The 21,463-nt window shown below is 34.2% G+C and carries 22 protein-coding genes and 2 other annotated features (1 of these 24 cut by a window edge); of the genes, 21 read left to right on the forward strand and 1 reads right to left on the reverse strand.

The features are described 5' to 3' along the window. Window positions 1-140 precede the first annotated feature (140 nt). The 10 genes from PND65_RS05515 to PND65_RS05560 all read left to right on the forward strand — a co-directional run bounded on the left by PND65_RS05515 (window position 141) and on the right by PND65_RS05560 (window position 11,015). Window positions 141-980 carry a peptidase U32 family protein gene (locus PND65_RS05515; protein ID WP_271990886.1) on the forward strand — a complete coding sequence of 280 codons (840 nt, stop codon included), beginning with the start codon at window positions 141-143 and terminating at the stop codon, window positions 978-980. Beyond that, window positions 980-2,188 (forward strand): peptidase U32 family protein, encoded by a 1,209-nt coding sequence (locus tag PND65_RS05520; protein ID WP_271990887.1) that lies wholly within the window; start codon window positions 980-982, stop codon window positions 2,186-2,188. The genes PND65_RS05515 and PND65_RS05520 overlap by 1 nt, the downstream gene beginning before the upstream one ends. A gap of 45 nt (window positions 2,189-2,233) precedes the next feature. Next, entirely contained in the window at window positions 2,234-3,928 is a 1,695-nt protein-coding gene (locus PND65_RS05525) for a proline--tRNA ligase (protein WP_271990889.1), read from the forward strand. 105 nt (window positions 3,929-4,033) lie between these two features. Beyond that, window positions 4,034-5,728: a hypothetical protein gene (locus PND65_RS05530; protein ID WP_087319935.1), complete on the forward strand. Its 1,695-nt coding sequence runs from the start codon at window positions 4,034-4,036 to the stop codon at window positions 5,726-5,728. Between the two features lie 11 nt (window positions 5,729-5,739). After that, window positions 5,740-6,429, forward strand: coding sequence for a Bax inhibitor-1/YccA family protein (locus PND65_RS05535; RefSeq protein ID WP_087158838.1), 690 nt, complete (start codon window positions 5,740-5,742; stop codon window positions 6,427-6,429). 47 nt (window positions 6,430-6,476) lie between these two features. After that, window positions 6,477-7,160, forward strand: coding sequence for an HAD family hydrolase (locus PND65_RS05540; RefSeq protein ID WP_195191395.1), 684 nt, complete (start codon window positions 6,477-6,479; stop codon window positions 7,158-7,160). Window positions 7,161-7,237: 77 nt separating this feature from the next. Further along, window positions 7,238-7,996: an SGNH/GDSL hydrolase family protein gene (locus PND65_RS05545; protein ID WP_195191394.1), complete on the forward strand. Its 759-nt coding sequence runs from the start codon at window positions 7,238-7,240 to the stop codon at window positions 7,994-7,996. Further along, a complete protein-coding gene (locus tag PND65_RS05550) occupies window positions 7,996-8,490 on the forward strand; it encodes a DUF4358 domain-containing protein (protein ID WP_087158840.1) in 495 nt (164 codons plus the stop codon). The genes PND65_RS05545 and PND65_RS05550 overlap by 1 nt, the downstream gene beginning before the upstream one ends. Window positions 8,491-8,507: 17 nt before the next feature. Continuing rightward, window positions 8,508-9,869: an MBOAT family O-acyltransferase gene (locus PND65_RS05555; RefSeq protein WP_271990891.1), complete on the forward strand. Its 1,362-nt coding sequence runs from the start codon at window positions 8,508-8,510 to the stop codon at window positions 9,867-9,869. A 12-nt stretch (window positions 9,870-9,881) separates the two neighbouring features. Beyond that, a complete protein-coding gene (locus PND65_RS05560; RefSeq protein ID WP_271990892.1) occupies window positions 9,882-11,015 on the forward strand; it encodes a DHHW family protein in 1,134 nt (377 codons plus the stop codon). A gap of 22 nt (window positions 11,016-11,037) precedes the next feature. On the opposite strand, the gene ispG is transcribed toward PND65_RS05560, so the two are convergent. Then, complete coding sequence (gene ispG, locus PND65_RS05565; protein WP_035401130.1) at window positions 11,038-12,087, reverse strand: flavodoxin-dependent (E)-4-hydroxy-3-methylbut-2-enyl-diphosphate synthase; 1,050 nt, start codon at window positions 12,085-12,087, stop codon at window positions 11,038-11,040. A 95-nt stretch (window positions 12,088-12,182) separates the two neighbouring features. On the opposite strand from ispG, the gene PND65_RS05570 reads away from it, so the two are divergent. The 11 genes from PND65_RS05570 to leuS all read left to right on the forward strand — a co-directional run bounded on the left by PND65_RS05570 (window position 12,183) and on the right by leuS (window position 21,301). Beyond that, the gene (locus PND65_RS05570; RefSeq protein WP_195376078.1) at window positions 12,183-14,252 is read left to right on the forward strand and encodes a peptidoglycan D,D-transpeptidase FtsI family protein; all 2,070 of its coding nucleotides are present in this window, start codon (window positions 12,183-12,185) and stop codon (window positions 14,250-14,252) included. A 72-nt stretch (window positions 14,253-14,324) separates the two neighbouring features. Continuing rightward, window positions 14,325-14,474, forward strand: a complete 150-nt coding sequence (rpmG, locus tag PND65_RS05575) for a 50S ribosomal protein L33 (protein ID WP_022355275.1) — start codon at window positions 14,325-14,327, stop codon at window positions 14,472-14,474. A 35-nt stretch (window positions 14,475-14,509) separates the two neighbouring features. Beyond that, window positions 14,510-15,121, forward strand: coding sequence for an MBL fold metallo-hydrolase (locus tag PND65_RS05580; RefSeq protein ID WP_271990895.1), 612 nt, complete (start codon window positions 14,510-14,512; stop codon window positions 15,119-15,121). 68 nt (window positions 15,122-15,189) lie between these two features. Further along, the gene (locus PND65_RS05585) at window positions 15,190-16,188 is read left to right on the forward strand and encodes an ATPase, T2SS/T4P/T4SS family (RefSeq protein WP_271990898.1); all 999 of its coding nucleotides are present in this window, start codon (window positions 15,190-15,192) and stop codon (window positions 16,186-16,188) included. Further along, window positions 16,109-17,110: a type II secretion system F family protein gene (locus tag PND65_RS05590; RefSeq protein ID WP_271990900.1), complete on the forward strand. Its 1,002-nt coding sequence runs from the start codon at window positions 16,109-16,111 to the stop codon at window positions 17,108-17,110. The genes PND65_RS05585 and PND65_RS05590 overlap by 80 nt, the downstream gene beginning before the upstream one ends. A gap of 15 nt (window positions 17,111-17,125) precedes the next feature. After that, window positions 17,126-17,428, forward strand: coding sequence for a competence type IV pilus major pilin ComGC (gene comGC, locus PND65_RS05595; protein WP_022355279.1), 303 nt, complete (start codon window positions 17,126-17,128; stop codon window positions 17,426-17,428). Next, window positions 17,406-17,795, forward strand: coding sequence for a competence type IV pilus minor pilin ComGD (comGD, locus tag PND65_RS05600; RefSeq protein WP_271990902.1), 390 nt, complete (start codon window positions 17,406-17,408; stop codon window positions 17,793-17,795). The genes comGC and comGD overlap by 23 nt, the downstream gene beginning before the upstream one ends. After that, window positions 17,788-17,949, forward strand: a complete 162-nt coding sequence (locus PND65_RS05605) for a hypothetical protein (RefSeq protein ID WP_162606955.1) — start codon at window positions 17,788-17,790, stop codon at window positions 17,947-17,949. The genes comGD and PND65_RS05605 overlap by 8 nt, the downstream gene beginning before the upstream one ends. After that, window positions 17,906-18,304 carry a prepilin-type N-terminal cleavage/methylation domain-containing protein gene (locus PND65_RS05610; RefSeq protein WP_195294927.1) on the forward strand — a complete coding sequence of 133 codons (399 nt, stop codon included), beginning with the start codon at window positions 17,906-17,908 and terminating at the stop codon, window positions 18,302-18,304. Before PND65_RS05605 ends, PND65_RS05610 begins: the two co-directional genes overlap by 44 nt. Then, window positions 18,222-18,659: a hypothetical protein gene (locus PND65_RS05615; protein WP_271990904.1), complete on the forward strand. Its 438-nt coding sequence runs from the start codon at window positions 18,222-18,224 to the stop codon at window positions 18,657-18,659. The genes PND65_RS05610 and PND65_RS05615 overlap by 83 nt, the downstream gene beginning before the upstream one ends. An 11-nt stretch (window positions 18,660-18,670) precedes the next feature. Continuing rightward, window positions 18,671-18,868 (forward strand) — a binding site (T-box leader). A 33-nt stretch (window positions 18,869-18,901) separates the two neighbouring features. After that, window positions 18,902-21,301, forward strand: coding sequence for a leucine--tRNA ligase (leuS, locus tag PND65_RS05620; protein ID WP_087158849.1), 2,400 nt, complete (start codon window positions 18,902-18,904; stop codon window positions 21,299-21,301). Window positions 21,302-21,401: 100 nt separating this feature from the next. Continuing rightward, window positions 21,402-21,463 (forward strand) — a binding site (T-box leader); it runs 127 nt beyond the window's last position.

The following is a 21,463-nucleotide window of genomic DNA, read 5'->3' on the forward strand; positions in this document are numbered from 1 at the left end:
GAAGTTAAGCACTTCATCGGCGAAAATAGTTGGGCCTGCCCCTGCGAAGATAGCTTGCCGCCGGGTCCCTTTTTTTTTGCCTTTTTAATGATTCTAGATTATTTTTTTGTTATACTGTAAAAGCTGATAGGATGGTGTTTATGTATATTTCAACGATTCATTCTTTAGAAAGCCTTGAAAAACTTAAAGAAGCAGGAATTGATGCCGTTATTATAGGTGTTCAATATTATTCGATTCGTCATTGTATTGAAGTGGATAAAACAAACTTAAAAGTATGGAAAGACAAATGTAAAGAATTAAATATCAAGTTATATGTTAATTTTTTGAGAATGTGCTCTGAAAAGGAAATAGAAAAGGCGAAAGAATGGATGCAAATATTTAAAGATATTAATATAGATGGTATTTATTATGCAGATGAAGGCATTTTATATATCGCACAGGAAATGAATATCCAAAATAAACTTATCTATCAACCAGAAACTTTGGTTACTTCCAGCATGGATGTAAATTTCTATTTGGAACAAGGCATACAGGCTGTCAGTCTGGCTCATGAGATGAGCTTAGATGAAATTATGATGATTGCTCAAGCTGCTGATCATCTTGAAGTTTTAGTAAACGGCTATTTTTCTATTATGTATTCTAGAAGACCTTTGATTTCCAATTATCTAGATGCGATTAATTCAAATGCTATTAAAGAAAACAAACGTTACGATTTAATTGAAAAAACACGTGTTGAGCGAATGCCTATTTATGAAGATCATGCAGGCACACATATATTCAGTGCCAATCCTATATCTTCTTTTGAACAAATGGATTCATTAAAAGAAGCAGGAATCAAGCGTTTCCGTATTGATTCTATATTTTTCGATGATGGTTATACGATTCAAGTTTTGAATGCATATAAAACAAAAACGAATTTAAATATTGGTTGTGATCGATGGTATCATGAAACAACGATAAAGAAAAAGGAGGGGCAGTAATGAAAAAGATAGAATTATTAGCTCCTGCAGGAAATCTTGAAAAGGCAAAGATTGCGATCCTATATGGTGCAGATGCAGTATATATTGGAGGAAAACAGTTTTCATTGCGTTCACGTGCATCTAATTTCTCTCTTGAGGAAATCAAAGAGCTAGTTGATTTTGCCAATGCACATGATTCTCATGTGCATGTCACAGTCAATATGCTACCACATGAAAACGATACAGATGGACTACGAGAATATTTATTAGATCTTGATCATGCGGGTGTTCATGCAATCATTGTGGCAAGTCCAGCTATCATGACTTTGGCAAAGGAATTAAACTGTTCTTTTGAGGTTCATGTGTCTACGCAACATTCATCTACGAATTCCAGTGCTGTACGATTCTGGAAGTCTAAAGGAATGGATCGCGTTGTTTTAGCACGAGAATGTCAATTGGACGAGATACGACAGATTTGTAAACAAGATATATTACCAATCGAAGTTTTTATTCATGGAGGAATGTGTATTTCTTATTCAGGGCGTTGTGTCTTAAGCAATCATATGACTTTGCGTGATGCCAATCGAGGCGGATGTGCACAAAGCTGTCGTTGGAAATATCATTTAATGGATAAAAATGAAGAGATCTCAGATCCTTCCAATCTTTTCTCCATGTCATCAAAAGATCTACAGGCAGTTGATTATATTGAAGATTTCATCAACATGGGAGTAGCTTCCTTAAAAATAGAAGGACGCATGAAGAGTGCATATTATTTGGCAACTGTTGTTTCAAGTTATCGTTATTTGATCGATAAGATTTATGAGAATGGTCATGCGACACAAAATGATATTGATTATGTAAAAAAAGAGATTGCCAAAGCAGAGAATCGACCAACTGGTCCGGGGTTCTATCAAGGGCTTCCGAATTATAAAGTGCAATTATACCAAGATCATGATGAAACAGTTACACAGGAATATGTAGCAATTGTACTGGATTATGATGATAAGTCATCTATTGCGACATTACAGGTGAAAAACAATTTTATGCCGAATCAGATTATGGAAATTTTTGGGCCAACAATTCCTTCTACAAAAGTTATGATCAAGGATGTTTATGATGAAGATGAAAATCTTTGTGAAGTATGTAATAAACCAATGCAAATTGTTCATACAAAATGGACGGGTCCGATTGAAAAACACGCAATGATTCGCAAAATTCGTGTTGTATAAAAACACAGTATATGAGAGAATATACGAGTTGAAAAGAGGGACAATATGAAATTAAGTAAGAGTTTCTTTTATACATTAAGAGAAAATGCAAAAGATGAAGATAGTGTTTCCAGCAATTTACTAGTTCGTGCTGGAATGATCAAAAAAAGCTCAAATGGTATGTATATGATCATGCCTATGGGCAAAAAAGTATTAGCCAAGATTGAAAATATCGTTCGTGAAGAAATGGATGCAAAAGACGCTCAGGAATTATTGATGCCTGCTTTGATTCCGGAAGAAGTTTATATTAAATCTGGTAGACGTGAAGTGTTTGGTTCAAATATGTTTACAATGAATGATCGCTATATGAAACGTTATGTATTAGGACCTACACATGAGGAATTATTTGCTGTTGCGGCAAGTATGGATGGCAAGAGCTATAAAGATTTCCCTTATAACTTGTATCAGATCCAAACTAAATTCAGAGATGAAACACGACCACGTTATGGTTTGATTCGTGTACGCGAATTTATAATGAAAGATGCTTATACTTTTGATATCGATGAGGCTGGCTTGGATGAAGCCTACGCAAAGATGTATGATGCATATTGTCGTATTTTTGATCGAATGGAATTAGAATATAAGATCGTAAAAGCAGATACAGGGGCTATGGGTGGTCTTTTAAGTGAAGAATATCAGGCTATTTCAGGTATTGGAGAAGATATCGTTGTTGGATGCGAAGGTTGTGATTTCTCCAGCAATTTGGAAATCACAGAAGTTGTTGATACCTTACAGGATTCTCAGGAAGAAGAACTTGAGATTCAGTTAGTTGAAACACCAAATGCGAAGACTATTGAAGAAGTGGCTGCTTTCTTTGGCAAAGAGCCTAAGGATTTTGTTAAAACGCTTCTTTATAATGTAGATGGTAAAATTGTAGCTTTCTGTATTCCAGGAGATCGTGAACTAAATGAAACGAAAGCTTTAAAACTATTGAAAGCTAACGAGATGGAATTAGCATCTTTTGAAGATGTTGAAAGAGTAACGCATGCGCGTGTTGGTTTCGCCGGGCCTGTTGGTTTGGATTGCCCAGTATATATGGATCGTATGATCAAACATATGAAGAATTTTATCATTGGGGCAAATAAAAGCGATCATCATTATGTAAACGTGAATCTATCTGATTTTACACCAGAACTTGTAGCTGATCTATGTCAAGTAAAAGAAGGGGATATTTGTCCTGTATGTGGTAAACCATTAACATTCCAGCATGGAATCGAAGTTGGTAACTTGTTTAAACTGGGTACAAAATATGCCCAATCAATGAATCTATACTACACAGATGCAAACAACCAGTTACAGCCAGTATGGATGGGAAGCTACGGTATTGGATTGGAAAGATGTATGGCGGCAATCGTTGAACAACACCATGATGATAAAGGTATTATCTGGCCAAAAGAAGTAGCACCATTTATCTTATCAATTGTACCTATTTCTTTAAAAGATGAAAAACAGATGGAAATTGCCAATGATCTATATAACTATTGTACAAAGAATAAATACTCTGTATTACTAGACGATCGTAATGAAAGACCAGGAGTTAAATTCAAGGATATGGAACTTATTGGTATCCCATACCGCATAACAGTAGGACGTAAAGCACAAGAAGGCATTCTTGAATTCTCTAACCGTTATACAGGAGAAAAAGAAGAAGTTTCAATTGATTCAATCAAATCTATGATTGATGAATTATATAAGGCCTAAACGGCCTTTTCTTTAAAAAAAAGTTGAAAACGCTTACTGTATCATTATTGTTTACATTTGTTCATAAATCGTGTATCATTCGCATATAAGGAGGAAATATATAAAATGGATAAAAAAATATATCTAACAAATAATCAAGTAGTATTGAATTACAATAAAGCATACCCTAAATCAAGAGAGGTATTGTTGAAATCAAATACATTCAGAGTGTATCTACAGCACTTTATCAAAACACAAGAAACTCTGTATCCTGAGTTATATAACTATTTAACACAGAATGGAAAATATGATTCAAAAGAAGCCGCAAATAAATTCAGCAAATGTTTGAGAATGCTGTCTATTTTTAATATGGATGAAATCGAATCTGAATATTTAGAAGATAAAAAGAGTCTTTTAACTGTTGTACGTGAAATCTATAAAACATGGAGACATTTACAACGTTTTGCGTTTATCAAGAGCGATAGTTCAGATGACTTTGGAATCAATACTTTAGTACGTAGAGATTCTGAAATGAATGATTTGATCTTACGTACATATCGTTTATTTGAAGAAAGAATCATGGATCGTCCAAACTTGGTGTATCGTCAGATTCAGGCAGGTACAAATGCTTGTTTTTCTATTCATAACAGGGATAGTATCTGGTCAGAGCATTACAGTGCGTTAAAGGATATTCCGATTATTGACCATGTTATGTTGCGTACACCAATGATTCTTCACCCAAAATCAAGTAAACGTACAGGAACATTTACAGAAACAAAAGTTGATCCAATGACTTATTTTGAGGGTGATTCAGAGTCTTTCTTCTGTTTCCCATGTAAAGTCGGTAAATTACTGTGTTTTGTATATTTTAATGCTAAATATACTGCCAGTGCTTTAAGTATGGCTAACTTATTTGAGCTTGCGACAAAAGAAGAAGCGAATCAAAAACCAGATTTGGTTTTATTATTTGGTAATCCAGATGGTAAAGATGCAACTGAATTCTATTATGATGAAACTGAAAACATTTGGCTTGGTTGTATTAGTGATGATCCAAGAATTGAATATTTTGGTTATTTAAAGAAAATGTGTCTAACATTGCACAATCTTGCCGCTATGCAACAAGGATGGTTGCCTATTCATGGAGCATTTGTTAATATTACATTAAATGATGGTCGTAAAAAAGGAATTATGTTGATGGGAGATTCAGGTGCTGGAAAATCTGAATCAATTGAAGCCTTGAAGAGTGTAGGAAAAGATGTTATCAAAGATATTGAAGTGGTATTTGACGATATGGGAACAATTCATATTGAAGATGGTATCCCTTATGGACAGGGAACAGAAATTGGTGCCTTTATTCGTCTAGATGACCTTGATCCAGGAACTCCTTATCGTGACATGGATCGTTCTGTGTTCATGGCTCCGGAAAATCCAAACTCTCGTATGGTTACACCTGCTGCATCTTATGATGTTATCACTACTAACCACAAAATTGATTTATTTGCTTATGCAAATAATTATACAAATGAATTTGGTCTTAAGAAGTTAACGGTAGAAGAAGTAAAAGATACTTGTGTCATGGGTAAACGTATGGCATTAGGTACTACACAAGAAGTTGGAATTAGTACTACTTACTTTGCAAATCCATTCGGTCCAATGCAGAAACAGGAACTTTGTGAACCATTGATTACTAAAGTATTCAGTTCATTAGAAGAAAATGGAACTTTTGTTGGAGAAATTTATACACATCTAGGATTTGATAAGACTAATCGTCACGGCCTTGATATTGCGGCACATCAATTATTAGAATTTATTACAAAATAGAAGGTGATATCATGTATGAAAATACGTATTATCCACAAGAAACTTTGCGTAAAGCATTAACAACTTCGTTCGTGTGGATGGCTTTAGGGCTTTTAGTTACAGCTGCTACATCTTATCTATGTTATTCAACTGGCTGGTATTTATGGATGCTGACATCTATGCCTATGATTGGATTGCTGTTGTTTATTGTGCAGATTGGACTTGTATTTGCGTTTCAATCAGCTATGCAAAGATCTACAGCAACAGGAATTAAAGTATTGTTCATGGTGTATGCCGTAACGTTTGGCATTTCTTTAACTAGTTTGTTTTATACGAATAGTCAAGCTCAATTAACTGCTGCATTCTTAATTAGTGCTGTATATTTTATCTGTCTTGCTTTTATTGGATTAACGACAAAGAAAAATCTGAACAGCATAGGAATGATATGTGTTATTGGTTTAACTGTTTTGATTATCTCACAAGCTGTAATGCTTTTATTTGGTGTTTCTTTTGATACACGAATGATTTCTATTGTTGGATTGTTATTGTTTACGGGAATTACAGCCTGGGATATACAACGTATGAACAAGATCTTGTATCTCAGCAATGGGGATGTAGTGAGTCAAGAAAAAATTGCTATTTACATGGCTTTGGAGTTATATCTTGATTTCTTAAATATTTTCTTATATATCTTGCGTTTATTGGGATATAACAGAGATTAAAAGATTTGAGGAGTGTTTACTCCTCTCTTTTCTTTCCAGGAGGTTTTATGAAATTTTGTTTTGATTGTGATGACACACTTTACGATTTATCATATCCATTTAAAAAAGCATGCAATGAACTTTTAAATATAGATGAAACATATGATTTAGAGTCCATGTATACAATATATCGCAGCTGTGGAGATGAAATCTTTGATAAGATTCAGGATGGATCTATTTCTATTGATGAATCAGGAATTTATCGAATTCGTCAAATGTGCAAAATCTACCATATTGATGTTGAAGAAGACTTATATCGTGAATTTCAAAGAGTATATAAAACACTTCAAAAAGAAATATTTATGAGTAATGTTTTTCATGATTTTTTTAGATCGACAATATCAGAACTTGCGATACTGACAAATGGACAGGATGAACATCAAAGAATGAAACTTAAGGCATTAGATGTTTTTAAATATTTTAAAGAAGAAAATGTCTATACTAGTGGTCAATTAGGATTTGCCAAGCCTGATCCGAGGTCGTTTAAAACGATGTTTTCGAATATGAAAGAGAACATTTCAGATTGGTATTATATAGGGGATAATTATACAAACGATATGGAAGGAGCTAAAAAAGTTGGAATGAAAACCATACACTTTAATCGTCATCATGGCTTAGAGGGAACAAGCAGTGACCATGTTGTTTATAGTGAAAATGAATTGGTAAATCTGTTAAGAAAACTAGAAAAATAAAGATTTAGATTTTGATGAAATTATAAAATTTTTATTTGCAAGCTGTGTTATAATAGAATCACTAAAAGGGGATCAGAATGGATAGAATTATTCTAGAATTAAAAAAGTATAAGAATATCATAATTGGTATTGTTGTTGTTTGTGTTGTTATTGTTACGCTTTTTTTGTTATGGCCAAAGCATTCAACAAATGGTGTAGATTACATTAAAGAGTCTGAATCTAAGGATCCTTCAGCACTTTCTGAACAGTTAAGCGAAAGAAGGCTTGAAGAAAGAAAACGGGCTATTCAAGATGGGAAACTGGATGTATTTGGCTTGTTTGATGATTATTTGATTTTAGGAGATTCAAGGGCAACAGGTTTTTACTTGTACGGGTATTTGTTGGAAAGTCGTGTTTATGCTTATAATGGAGCTACGATCTTAAATATTGATGAGTGGATCGATTCGATTCAACAGTTACAGCCACAGAATATCTATATCGCTTTTGGCATGAATGACATAAAGAATAATTTAAACAATACCTCAAATGGCAGTTATTCACAATTATTGTCCGAACAAATCAAAAAGATTTTAAATGTATGTCCACAGGCAAATATATATGTGAATTCGATTATTCCTGCCAGTCAAAGTGTTACACAATCAAATAGTGATCTTTGGTCTCAAATTGATGTCTATAATGCACAGATCCAACAAGCTTGTCAAGATAATGGATGGACTTATATTGATAATTCTTCGTTGGTACAAGATCAAAGTGAACCTATCTATGAATCAGATGGTATTCACTTTGTGTCCTCTTTCTACGAAAAATGGGCACGTAATATCATGGGGGTTCTATAATGAAAAAAAGATTAAATGAAAAATTGGATATTCTTAATATCTTAAAAGGTTTGATCATTGGATTAATGTGTATATTCTTATATTTTACTTTTTCAACACCACAGGCATCGACAAAAGATTTTACAAGTGTTCAAAACGGAATGTTGAATAATATTGATCTTAGTACGATGGAATTAAAAGACAATATCTCAATCAAGAGATTTTTGGATTTGGAACCAGAGATGTTTGAAAATATTATTTATTATAAAAGTCAAGATGCATTAAATGCAGATGAAATTGTGCTGGTGCAATTCAAATCATCCAATGATGCTAAAACATTTGAAGATAAGATGAAGGCTAGGATTGATGAACAGACTAATATTTTTTCCGGATATGCACCTGAGCAGGCGGATAAATTAAACAATTCGGTCATTGATATTCAAGTTAATTATGCATGTATGATCGTAAGTCAAGATGCTAAGACGATCCACGATCAATTTTTACGAAGTTTATAAATAAGGGGGAAAGAGATATGATTTTTAATAGTTTAATTTTTATATTCTTTTTTCTTCCTGTTTCATTAATTCTTTATTATTTAACGCCTTCTACCTATTTTAAAAACATCGTTCTTTTGATAATCAGTTTGTTATTCTATTCATGGAATGATCCAGTCACATTGATCTTGTTGGTTTTATCAATCTTATGGAACTATATAAGCGGGATACAGATAGCAAAAGAAACTAAGCATAGAAAGTTAATCATTGTTACTTCTATTGCTTTCAATGTCCTGATTTTGTGTATATACAAATATATCGATATGGTCGTTCCTTTTGAAATTGATACTTCTCATGTACCAATTGGATTATCTTTTTTTACTTTTAGTGCAATTTCTTATTTAGGTGATGTTATCACTAAGAAAGTGGAACCACAAAGAGACATCGTTTTATTTTCCCTTTATATTTGTTTCTTTGGCAAAATATCTAGTGGTCCAATTGTAACTTACAGCCAGATGCAGTCTCAACTTAAGTCTCGTATAATGAATCGTGCAAAATTTAATGCAGGTATGGTTTTATTTATAAAAGGATTAATAAAGAAAATTATCTTTGCTGATCAGTTTGCTCTTGTTTTTCAAGCTTTATCTGGTAATGATACTGTATTAGGCACCTGGTTATATGCGATTTCTTATGCTTTACAGCTTTATTTTGATTTTTCTGGCTATAGTGATATGGCTATTGGTATTTCAAAGATGTTTGGTTTTGATTTTGACATCAACTTTGATCATCCTTATATGTCCAAAACAATTCAAGAATTTTTTAGACGGTGGCATATTTCATTGGGTAATTGGTTCAAAAACTATGTTTATTTTCCATTAGGAGGAAGTCGTGTCAATAATACTTTATATGTACGCAATATTTTGATAGTTTGGTTTTTAACAGGTATTTGGCATGGGGCTAATATCACTTATATTATATGGGGTTTGTATTTAGGATTGTTTGTCTTGATGGAAAAGTTCTTTCTTAAAAAAGCATTAAAAAAGCTTCCAAAGTTTATCAGCCACATTTATACACTTCTCGTTGTATTGATTGGTTGGGTATTTTTCTTTAGTCCATCTTTACTAAATGCATTTGATACACTTTTAAGAATGTTTGGTGTTGGGGCTTCATCTTTTATGAATTCAGACTTTTTGTTTGTATTTACTAGTTATTTAGTTTTGATTGTCTTTGGGATTTTCTTTACCACAACAATCTATGATAAGCTTCAAATTTTTTCTTACAATCATCTCAAAAATAAAGGTGTCATCATTACATCAGTTGTTTATGTTGTCTTTTTCGTCGTTTGTATTTCTATGATGGTTGGTAGTACATATCAATCATTCTTATATTCTGCATTTTAGGGAGGTGAGATCATGAAACAAAAACGTTCCGAGATTACTGCTCGCTATATTGCACGAATTGTTTTTGGTCTGATGTGTGTTGTTCTTATGATTAATATACTAGCTCCTGATAAGGCTACTTCACAGGCGGAAAATCGAAGCTTACAGACTTTTCCAAAATTTGATTCTGAAGATGTATTGAGTGGTCAATTTTCTCAAGAATTAAACAATTATGTCTCGGATCAATTTGTTGGAAGAGATAGCTTGATTCACATACGTTATCTATTGAATAAATTGACCGGAGTCAAAAAGATTAATGATGTATATCTTGGAAATGGTACCTTGATTCAAGAAAATTCAGCAATCAATGAAGAACAAATGAATCGTAATATAAATGCAATCAATAATTTCTGTATCAATCATCAAGTTCGTTCAGGTTTTTTATTGGCACCAAATGCCGCAAATATTCAATCAGATAATCTTCCTGCTTATTCAAATACTATAGATCAGGATGCACAAATGGACCAAATCTTTAGTATGTTGGATACTTCTATCACACAAATTGATGTACGAGATACATTGGATAAACATAAAGATGAATATTTGTATTATCATACAGATCATCACTGGACTTCTTTAGCGACTTTTTATGCGTTTCAACAACTTGCTTCTAGTTTTGAACTGGGGGAAGTAAAAAAATCAGATTATACTGTATATCAAGTCAGTGATAATTTTAAAGGAACTTTGGCAAAAAAGGTAGGTAGTGTAGGAATCCAGGATGATATTGAAATCTATGTTTCTGATAATATAAAGGACTATGTCATGATGGATGAAAGCAATGGAACAAGAACTTGTTCGATTTATAATTCAAAAGGATTGGAATCATCTAATCCGTATGATGTTTTTTTAGGGGGGAATACAGGACTTGTGCAGATTGAAAATTTAAATGACTCGGATCGTCATTTATTATTGATCAAAGATTCTTATGCCAATAGCATGGTTCAATTTTTATTGCCGTATTATCGTACGATCACGATTGTTGACCCACGCTATTTCTACGAAGATATTGAACGAATTTTTAATCTAAACTTAATAACAGATGTTTTGTTTTTGTATAATACAAACACCTTTGTACAAGACACATCGATTGCCGATGTTCTAGAATAAAAAAACCTCGAATTTTTCGAGGTTAGAAATTTTCGATTTCTTTGATTAATCTCTCAACGATTTTATCTTGAGGGATTTTTTCTATGATCTGACCTTTTTTGATTAATAATCCTTCATTGCGTCCTCCAGCAATGGCTATATCTGCATGTTTTGCTTCACCAGGGCCATTCACTGCACATCCCATGATAGCAACGGTGATATTTTTATTGACAGTTTGAAGATATTGTTCCATCTCATTAACAACTGGTTCCATGTTCCATTGAGTACGTCCACATGTTGGACAGGCAATTAAGTTTGGTACGTTGTTAATAAGTTTACATGATTTCAAGAGCTCTTTGACAATTGGGATCTCTTTTTCAGGACTTCCATTCACACTAATACGAATCGTATTTCCAATTCCTTCCAACAACAATGTTCCTAAGGCAAGGGAGCTTTTAATAGCACTGGTCATTGTCGTTCCAGCTTCAGTTACTCCTAGATGAAGAGGATAATCAAATGTTTTAGCGGCTAAACGATAAGCTTCGATGCATAATAAAGGATCACTGGATTTAAATGATAGAACAGTATCATAGAAATCAAGTTCTTCTAAGATTTCAATATGTCGTTTTGCACTTTCAATCATACCTTCTGCAGTGGGTTTACCATATTTTTCGTGAATGTCTTTTTCAAGTGACCCACTATTGATTCCAATACGAATTGGAATATTGTGTTGTTTACACGCCTGGACAACAACTTTTACATTCTCTTTTGAACCGATATTTCCTGGGTTTAAACGAATCTTATCAGCACCGGCTTCAATGCAGGCAAGTGCCAATTTATAATCAAAATGAATGTCTGCAACTAGAGGTATATGAATATTTTTCTTGATTGTTTCAATCGCTTTAGCATCTTCCATATCCATACAGCTGACACGTATAATCTCACAGCCCATTTTTTCCAAATTTAAGATTTGTTCGATAACTTTCTGAGCTTGTTTTGTTGGAATATTGCACATAGATTGAATATAAACATGATTATTGTGACCAAGCACAAGATCTTTTATCTTTACTTCTCTAGTCTCTGTTCTTTTCATAAGAATACCTCGCTTCTAAAAAGAGTATACTATAAGTTTTTTTAAATTGCTCGTTTTTCGTGTATAATAAGTAGTAAATTCAAGGGGGATGACGAATGGCTTTATTTAAACGTAGGTCCATGCGTAAAGTTAAAAATAAATCAAAAAAACCAACTATAGTGCTTGATAAGACCATTGACCACCGAGTTATGCTACTGGCAGGAGCAATTGTTATTTGTTTTTTGATCTTGTTTATTCGTTTGTTGTATATACAAGTTTTCTCGTACGAAGACTATACGGCTAAAAAAGATGACTATACATCAATCAAACAATATGTTAGTGCACCACGTGGGGAAATATATGATTGTAAAGGGCGCGTTTTGGCTAAAACAGTTATTTCGCATAACATCGTATATACTTCACCTAATAACATGACTATTGATGATTATAAATTATATGCAGAACGTGTCGTATCTGTTTTTGATATTGATGTTGATTCATTTACAGAACGGGATAAAAAAGAAGCCTATATGACATATTTATCTTTAAATGACGATCCCAATGCATTATTGACAGATAAAGAACAGGAAGAATATGAATCTGGTGCCTGGGGAAGTGATAGCGAGAGTATTCGTTATGGCTTGATGTATGATCGTATTGGGGATGATGAGCTAGAAGAGATGGACGAAGATACATTAAAAATGTGTATCGTTTATCAACGAATGACTACAAATTATTCTACCGGACAGGAAAATGTTATTTTGGAAGATGTGAGCGATAGTGATGTAGCGTATTTAGTAGAACATAAGACAGAATTTCCTGGATTTGATGTAGATTTCGGTGGATGGAAAAGAGAATATCCATATGGTGAAACATTGTCTGATGTTTTAGGTACAGTTACAACAAGTACAGAAGGCCTTCCTGAGGAATATTCTGATTACTATCTTCAAAAAGGATATCAATATAATGCTCCTGTAGGGAGATCTGGTCTTGAATACCAATATAATGATGTTTTAGCAGGTATAGCCGAAGAATCAAGAATCACTTATGATTCCAACGGTTTGGCAAAAAAAGAAGTAATTCGCCAGGCTCGTAAAGGGAATGATATTTATTTATCGATTGATATAGATCTTCAACAATCTCTCGATACAACACTTAAAACTGTACTGCAGGAAAATGGGGGAACCGAAAGACGTGAAAATTTCTATAGCTTATTCATGTGTATGATGGATCCATATACAGGAGAAGTTATCGCTTTATCTGGTTATCAAATGGATCCAGATACTCGACAAATGACCTATTTTGCCAGTGGAAATTACATGAGTCTTGTCAATCCTGGTTCCAGCATCAAAGGAGCTACAGTTTATATGGGACTAAGTGAAGGAGTGATTCAGCCTGGGGAAGTAATCAATGATGAAGTCATGAATATTGCTGGACAGGAATTTGGATCATATCAAGATCATGGTCCGGTCAATGATATCCAGGCACTATCCGTCTCAAGTAACGTCTATATGTTTAATATAGCGATTCGATTAGGGGGAGGAACTTATCAAGAAGGCGAACCTCTGAATATTAGCAATGTCTCAGGAACATTTGACAAGATGCGAAGTTATTATTCAATGTTTGGATTAGGAAATATAACAGGTCTTGATGTACCAGGAGAAGTCACTGGATATATGGGGGTTGGACGAGAGCCAGGTATGTTGTTGAACTACTCAATTGGTCAGTTTGATATGTATACACCAATTCAGTTGTTGGAATATGTTTCAACGATTGCAACCAATGGTTTGATTTATCAGCCTAAATTGATGAGTTATGTGATGGAAGTAAATAGTGAAGAAATCGTTTCCGTAAATGAATCTGTATTAAAGAATACTTTACCAGAAGAAAATAGTGAGTATTTATCGCGCGTTCAACAAGGTTTTAGAGCATGTGTTGCGGATGGAAATTGTGGTGTCTTACAGGATTTCTCAGTTCCAGTTGCAGGAAAGACAGGAACTGCGGAAGTTAATGAATGGACAACAGCGGCCTTTGTTGGCTGGGCTCCATATGAAGATGCTGACGTCAGTTTTGCGTGTGTGGCTCCAACTTCAAGTATCAACGATCAAAGCGTAGCCCCTAATATTTGTACGACCGAAGTTGTACCACAGGTACTTCAAAGATATTTCGAATTATACCCACAATAAAACAAAAAACGAACTTGTCAATGAATAGCGGAATATGTTATACTCAATCAGTAAATGTGAGGAGGACAGACCATGAGAGATCGTATTACATTTAAATGTTCTGTTTGTGGAGAAGAAAATTACATTGGTACAAGAAATAAAAAGAAACATCCTGAACGTATGACTATAAAGAAATATTGTCCAAAATGTAATCAGAAAACGGATCATAAGGAGAAAAAATAAAAAAGACCGATTATGGTCTTTTTTATGTATTGTTTATGAAGATCATCACAAGAGCATTGGGACCGGTTCAAGCTAATTGTTACCTATTGATTCAGGATGGTCATGCGTTAGTCATCGATCCAGGTGCTGAGTTTAAAGATTTAGATCGTTTATTAGAAGTAGAACATGCTAATTTAGATGCAATTCTATTAACGCATGCCCACTTTGATCATATTGGCGGAATTGATTCCATATTAAAAAATCATGATGTGGATGTCTATGTCAATCCACATGAAGTACAATTTTTAATCGATCCAGATCTAAATGGATCAAATGCATTTTTTACCCATGTTGTCAGTCATGCAAAGCCTAGAACTTTCAAAGAAGGCTTGATGACAATTGGCGCTTTTGATGTAGAGGTATTTTTCTTTCCGGGTCATTCTATTGGTTCAACTGTCTTTAAGATCGATGACAAACTATTTACTGGAGACTTTATTTTCCAAGGATCTATTGGAAGGATGGATCTGGAAACTGGTAGTGAGTATGCGATGTTTCAGTCTTTAAAGAAATTTATACAGTTTGATCAAAATTATCCTATCTACCCTGGACATGGACCATCGACAACTTTGGATTTGGAAAGACGTTGGAATCCATATCTGCAAAATTAATCGACGAAAGTCGATTTTTTTTGTCTTTTTAGAAGTTTCGATTGTATTAGATAATAGGAGGAAGTGAAATGGAAGAACTCTTATACAGTTTGATACAGCTTGCTATTGAGCATAAAGCCAGTGATATCCACTTTATCGTCAAAGAAGATCATATGAATATCCAGTTTCGAAATGATTTGGGCATGGAAAAGATCGAACAAGATATTTGGGATAAGGGTGTGTTTGAATATATGAAATTCATTGCCGGTTTTGATTTAACCAATCCTTTATGTCCTCAAAGTGGACAATTTTCTGTGCAGTTAGATGCAAAAGAAATCTTTTGTCGCTTTAGTGTTATTGTGAATCAATCGATTCAAACAGGAGTCTTGCGCTTATTGAGGACTAATCCATCAATGGCTATAGATCAGCTTACGCAAGATTCCAAAAGTATTTCGTTTTTAAAAAGTTTAACAAATTGCAGACAAGGTCTGGTTATTTTTTCTGGCCCAACGAATTCAGGCAAGACGACCACGTTGCATGCAATATTACATGAGATTGCCTGCAAGGACCAATATAATGTCATAAGCCTTGAAGATCCAATTGAAATTGAGGATGAATTGTATTTGCAGCTGCAGATCAATGAAGCTATGGGTTTTACATACGAAAAAGGAATTGAGGAATTATTAAGACATGATCCGGATGTGATTTTGATTGGTGAAACAAGAAATGCCTATACTGCCAGGATGGTCATACGAGCCGCTTTAACAGGTCACATGGTCTTTACTACTTTACATGCCAAGAATGCTTTGGAAAGCCTTCATCGTTTATTGGATTTTGGTTTAAGTGAGTATGATCTAAAAAATACTTTAACAGCTGTGATTTCCCAACGTCTTTATAAGACAAAGGATATTTTTAGAAAGGAGTGTGTATATGAAATTCTCGATGCCCAAGCACTTGATCATGCGATCGAAAAACACGAATATCCAAAGGAACACAGAAAATTGGAGGATGAGATTCAAAACGCTGTTGAACAAGGATATATCTTTGATCCGCAAGCCCAGTTCGACATTAAAGATTTCCAAAGATGAACTCGTAAAGATGAAGCTTTTATTAGATCAAGGATTAGACACCAAGACTGTCATCCAGCTCTGTTTTAAAGAACAGGATAAAATCATAACCAGATTAAAAAATGGAGAAGTTTTGATTGATATTTTATGTGATGGTCAAACTTTAAAACTCTTTAAGATCCTTCATGTTTTGGCTAAGCACATGTCTTTTAAACAGGCTTTAACGTGTGCAGAACGAATTGATAACAGTTCAAATACGATTTCTTATCATTTTTTCACAAAGATTGCCTATCCGATCTTCATCTTTTGTTTTGCCTATTTCATGATCCTATTCTTTTCTAGATCAATCATTCCTTCCATGATGGTGTATTCAAATGGTGAGAATAGTTTTCTACTATTGGATCTTTTGGAAATCTTGTTTACTTTGTTGTTTATCTGTATGGTCGTCTTGCTGGTATTGATGTTTATGTATGTAAAAGTTCCTGTTTTTAAAGAAAAAATCATTCCGTATCTATTAAAAAACAAGATATATCAACTGTATGTTACTATTCAATTTTCAATTGTGCTTGAGTCTTTATTGGCATCGAATCTTACATCAAAATCCTGCTTTCAAATATTATCGGAAATGAATTACTTTAAAGAAGTTCATTGTTTTGGAAGCCGAATCTATCTGGAACTTTTAGAAGGAAAGCGATTGGAAACGATCATAAACACGATTCCTTTTGATAAAACATTCCTTGTTTTCTTTAAGATTGGGATGAAGAGTGCAGATCTAGTTACAATTTTAAAAGTGTATTATGAACAGGCCATTAAATCTTTTAAAACGATCGTTAATAAGCTGATCGTTACGATGCAGGTGTTTTCGTATAGCTGTGTAGGTATTTTAGTATTAGTTGTATATCAGATCATGTTGTTGCCGCTGAATATGTTAAATACGATTTAGAAAGGAATAATGAAAATGCAGAATAAAAAGAATGGATTTACTGTCTTAGAAATGATGATCGTTATGTTAGTAATTGCCTTATTGTTATTGATCACATTACCCAATATCCAACAAAAAGAAACAATCATACGTGATAAAGGGTGTCAGGCTCTTTTAGATATTGTTGATTCACAAATTATCTTATATGAAATAGATAATCTAACGACACCTACAAGTGTACAGGAATTGATTAATGAAGGATATTTAAAAGAAGGACAAGATCGATGCCCAAATGGCGAAACGGTAGTGATTGTAGATGGACAGGCAAGTACACAGTAATGGTTTTACGATGATAGAAAGCTTGATCGTACTTTTGATCGTATGTGTATTGTCCATAGGAATATCACAGAATCAAAATCAATCGAACTTAACTATCTTTATGGAAAAGTTAATGTCGTATTGTGTTTTGATGCAGGAGAAAGCATTCATAGAAAAAAGAGAGACCCGTGTTGAGATTTATGAAGATCATGCTGTATTTGATGGAAAATATTATGAATTTGATGAATCCATTGCGTGTGAAACTTTAAGTTTTCACTATAATGCTAAAGGAAATATCTCAAAGGCAAATACTTTAGAGTGTCATGATCAAAAAGGTACAAAAAAATTGATCTTTCAATTAGGAAGTGGGCGAGTACGAATTGATTAAGAAAAATGGTTTTATTTTAACAGATGCGTTGTTTGGATTATTTGTTATGATCTTATGTGCAGGAGTTTTATTCAGTGTTTTTAAGATCGTAGAAGATGATTTTGGTTATTATGTGGATAAAGAAATCAATACCCAATGGTTTTACCATGATTGAAGCTTTGATTGCGTTATTTATCAGTTTGATCGTATCTTTTTGTGCGGTAATCTATTTAAGAACATGTGTCCTTTTTATCAACTATCGTCCAAATCATCAAGATCAGTTTGCCATCTTGCAATTACGTCAGATTGCAGCGGTATCCAAAGATAGAGAGGTAAAAGAAAGGACTTTATATATGATATATGAACATGAAAAGATACGAATCGAATTTGATCGCAATCGCCTAGTTAAACGAGATGGATATGAGATCTTGATGGAGAATATAGAATATGCAGAATTTTTTGAAGAAGATGAAAAAATTTATTTGCGATATCAAAAAGACAAGAAAACATTCTCGGTTCAAATCACATAATGGATATGCTTCCTGGTTAGCTTTAATTTGTTTTGCGCTATTGTTGCAGATCATATCATTAATGTCTATCTATGTTTTAAACTCAGCATACCTAATCCAGGCAAATCGTCAATCGATTGTTGATCTATCGTGTATTTCGCATGCAAAGATGATGATAGAAAACAACAACCTAGTTCGTCGATGTAATTATGCGGATGATCAATTGATCTTAAAGAAGATAGAAGAAATCAATGGACATATCGTGATTTTCATAGATGAAAATACGTATATTTCGTGTCAATATGATGATTTGGAACTAAAGGTATTCTATGATGAAAAAGGAATCAGTGGCATTGACTATTTAGCTAAAATCTGATAAATTCTTATCAGATGATTTTGAACCAGAGTAGTAAAAGATTCTTTGAATTTTAGAGAGCTGATGTTTGGTGGAAATCAGTATTCAAATCCTTTGAACTTGCTGGGGAGTCGATAAGTAATGTTATCCGTATTTCTTGCGTTAAAAGAAGAAAAGGGCATAGAGAAATCTATGAACTAAGGTGGTACCGCGTTAATAACGTCCTTAGATGAGGACGTTTTTTTATTTAGGAGGAAGAGAAAATGAGCTTTGACCACAAAGAAATCGAAAAGAAATGGCAGAATTACTGGGATGAAAATCAGACTTTCTATACAGATGTACATGATTTTTCTAAGCCAAAATACTATGCATTAGATATGTTCCCATATCCTTCTGGAGTGGGTCTTCATGCCGGACATCCTGAGGGTTATACTGCAACCGATATCGTATGTCGAATGAAAAGAATGCAAGGATATAATGTATTGCATCCAATGGGCTTTGATAGCTTTGGTTTGCCAGCTGAACAATATGCGATCCAGACAGGAAATCATCCAGATGGATTTACAAAACATAATATTGAAGTCTTTACTAAACAATTAAAAATGTTAGGTTTTAGCTATGACTGGACCAAAGAAGTATCTACTTGTGATCCGGATTTCTATAAATGGACTCAGTGGATCTTTAAACAGCTATTTGAAGATGGTTTAGCTAAATGTGTAGAAATGCCAGTTAACTGGTGTGAGGAACTTGGAACCGTATTAGCTAATGATGAAGTAGTTGATGGAAAAAGTGAGCGTGGAGGCTATCCTGTCGTTCGCAAAAACATGCGTCAATGGGTCATCGATATTGTAAAATATGCTGATCGTTTGTTGGAAGGCTTAGATGAGATTGACTGGCCTGAATCCACAAAGGAAATGCAGCGTAACTGGATTGGAAAATCAATTGGAGCTCATGTTGATTTCAAAGTTGCTGGTCATGAGGAAAGCTTTACTGTCTTTACGACACGTTGTGATACTTTGTTTGGCGCTACATATTGTGTTTTAGCACCAGAACATCGTTTGATCGATATGATAACAACAGAGGATAAAAAAGTAGAAGTAGAAGCGTATAAAGCAGCTTGTGCGACTAAATCTGAATTGGAAAGAACACAGTTAAATAAAGACAAAACGGGTGTATTCACTGGGGCTTATGCAATCAATCCTGTAAATGGAAAAGAAATTCCAATTTGGATTTCCGATTATGTATTGGCATCTTATGGTACAGGGGCTATCATGGCTGTTCCTGCACATGATACACGAGACTATGAATTTGCCAAGAAATTTGGTATTGAGATCATTCCTGTATTAGAAGGTGGAAATATTGAAGAAGAAGCATGGACACAGGATGGTGTTCATATCAATTCCGGATTCTTGGATGGATTAAATAAAGAAGATGCGATCAATGCGATGATCGATTGGTTAGAAGAACACAACTGTGGAAAGAAACATGTGAACTATCGTTTACGTGAATGGATCTTTGCCCGTCAGCGTTACTGGGGAGAACCAATTCCTATCGTACATATGGAAGATGGGGATATGATTGCCTTAAGTGATGATCAACTACCTTTGATCCTTCCTGAACTTGAAGATTATTCTCCTAGCAAAACAGGAGCTAGTCCACTTGAAAAAGCGGATTCCTGGGTCAATGTAGAAATTGATGGTAAAAAAGGAAAACGCGAAACAAGTACTATGCCAGGCAGTGCGGGAAGCAGCTGGTATTTCTTGCGATATATCGATCCACATAATGACAAAGAATTCGCCGATTATGAATTATTGAAACACTGGATGCCAGTCGATTTATATATTGGCGGTCCAGAACATGCGGTTGGTCACTTGTTGTATTCAAGAATGTGGACAAACTACTTATATGATAAAGGATTGGTACCTGTTAAAGAACCTTTTAAAAAGCTTGTTCATCAGGGATATATTTTGGGCGCAAACGGCATCAAAATGGGAAAACGTTTCCCTGAATTTGTCGTGAATCCAAATGATGTTGTTGAAAAATATGGTGCGGATACCCTTCGTTTATATGAGATGTTTATGGGACCATTGGAAGCCAGCAAACCTTGGAGCGAACAGGGTGTTGAAGGTTCACGTAAATGGTTGGAACGAGTATATCGCTTGATCGTTGAAAGTGGTAAGGTAACTGAAGAAAACGATCATGAATTGGATAAAGTGTATAATGCGACCGTTAAGAAAGTTTCGAATGATATTGAAACACTTAGTTTAAACACAGCCATTGCGCAGATGATGATCTTTATTAATGACGCTTATAAGGCAAAAACACTTTATAAAGGATATGCCGAAGGATTCGTTAAACTATTGTCTTGTTATGCACCGCATTTAGGTGAAGAAATGTGGCAAAAATTGGGACATGATCAATCTATTGCTTATGAACCATGGCCTACATATGATGAATCCGTTCTAGTGGAAGAAAATGTAACCATTGTTGTACAGGTAAACGGAAAAGTTCGTGGTAAATTTGATGTTCCAGTTGGAACACAGGAAGACGAATTAAAAGAAAAGGCATTGGAACTTGAAACAGTAAAACGTCAAATTGAAGGAAAAACAATTCGCAAAGTTATTGTTGTTAAAGGGAAGGTCATTAATATCGTCGCAAACTAGTATAAAATTAGAACCTCAATGCGAGGTTCTTTTTTATCTTATTATATTGAAATGATTCAATTTTCTATATTGCCTTTTAAAATTAATCATGTATAATAAGCATATCGCAACGAAGAGAAATAGTACATAGGAGTTCGTGTGTAGAGAAGGACTGGCTGGTGA

The organism is Faecalitalea cylindroides (genome assembly GCF_028321995.1).
Classification (GTDB): Bacteria; Bacillota_I; Bacilli_A; order Erysipelotrichales; family Erysipelotrichaceae; genus Faecalitalea; species Faecalitalea cylindroides.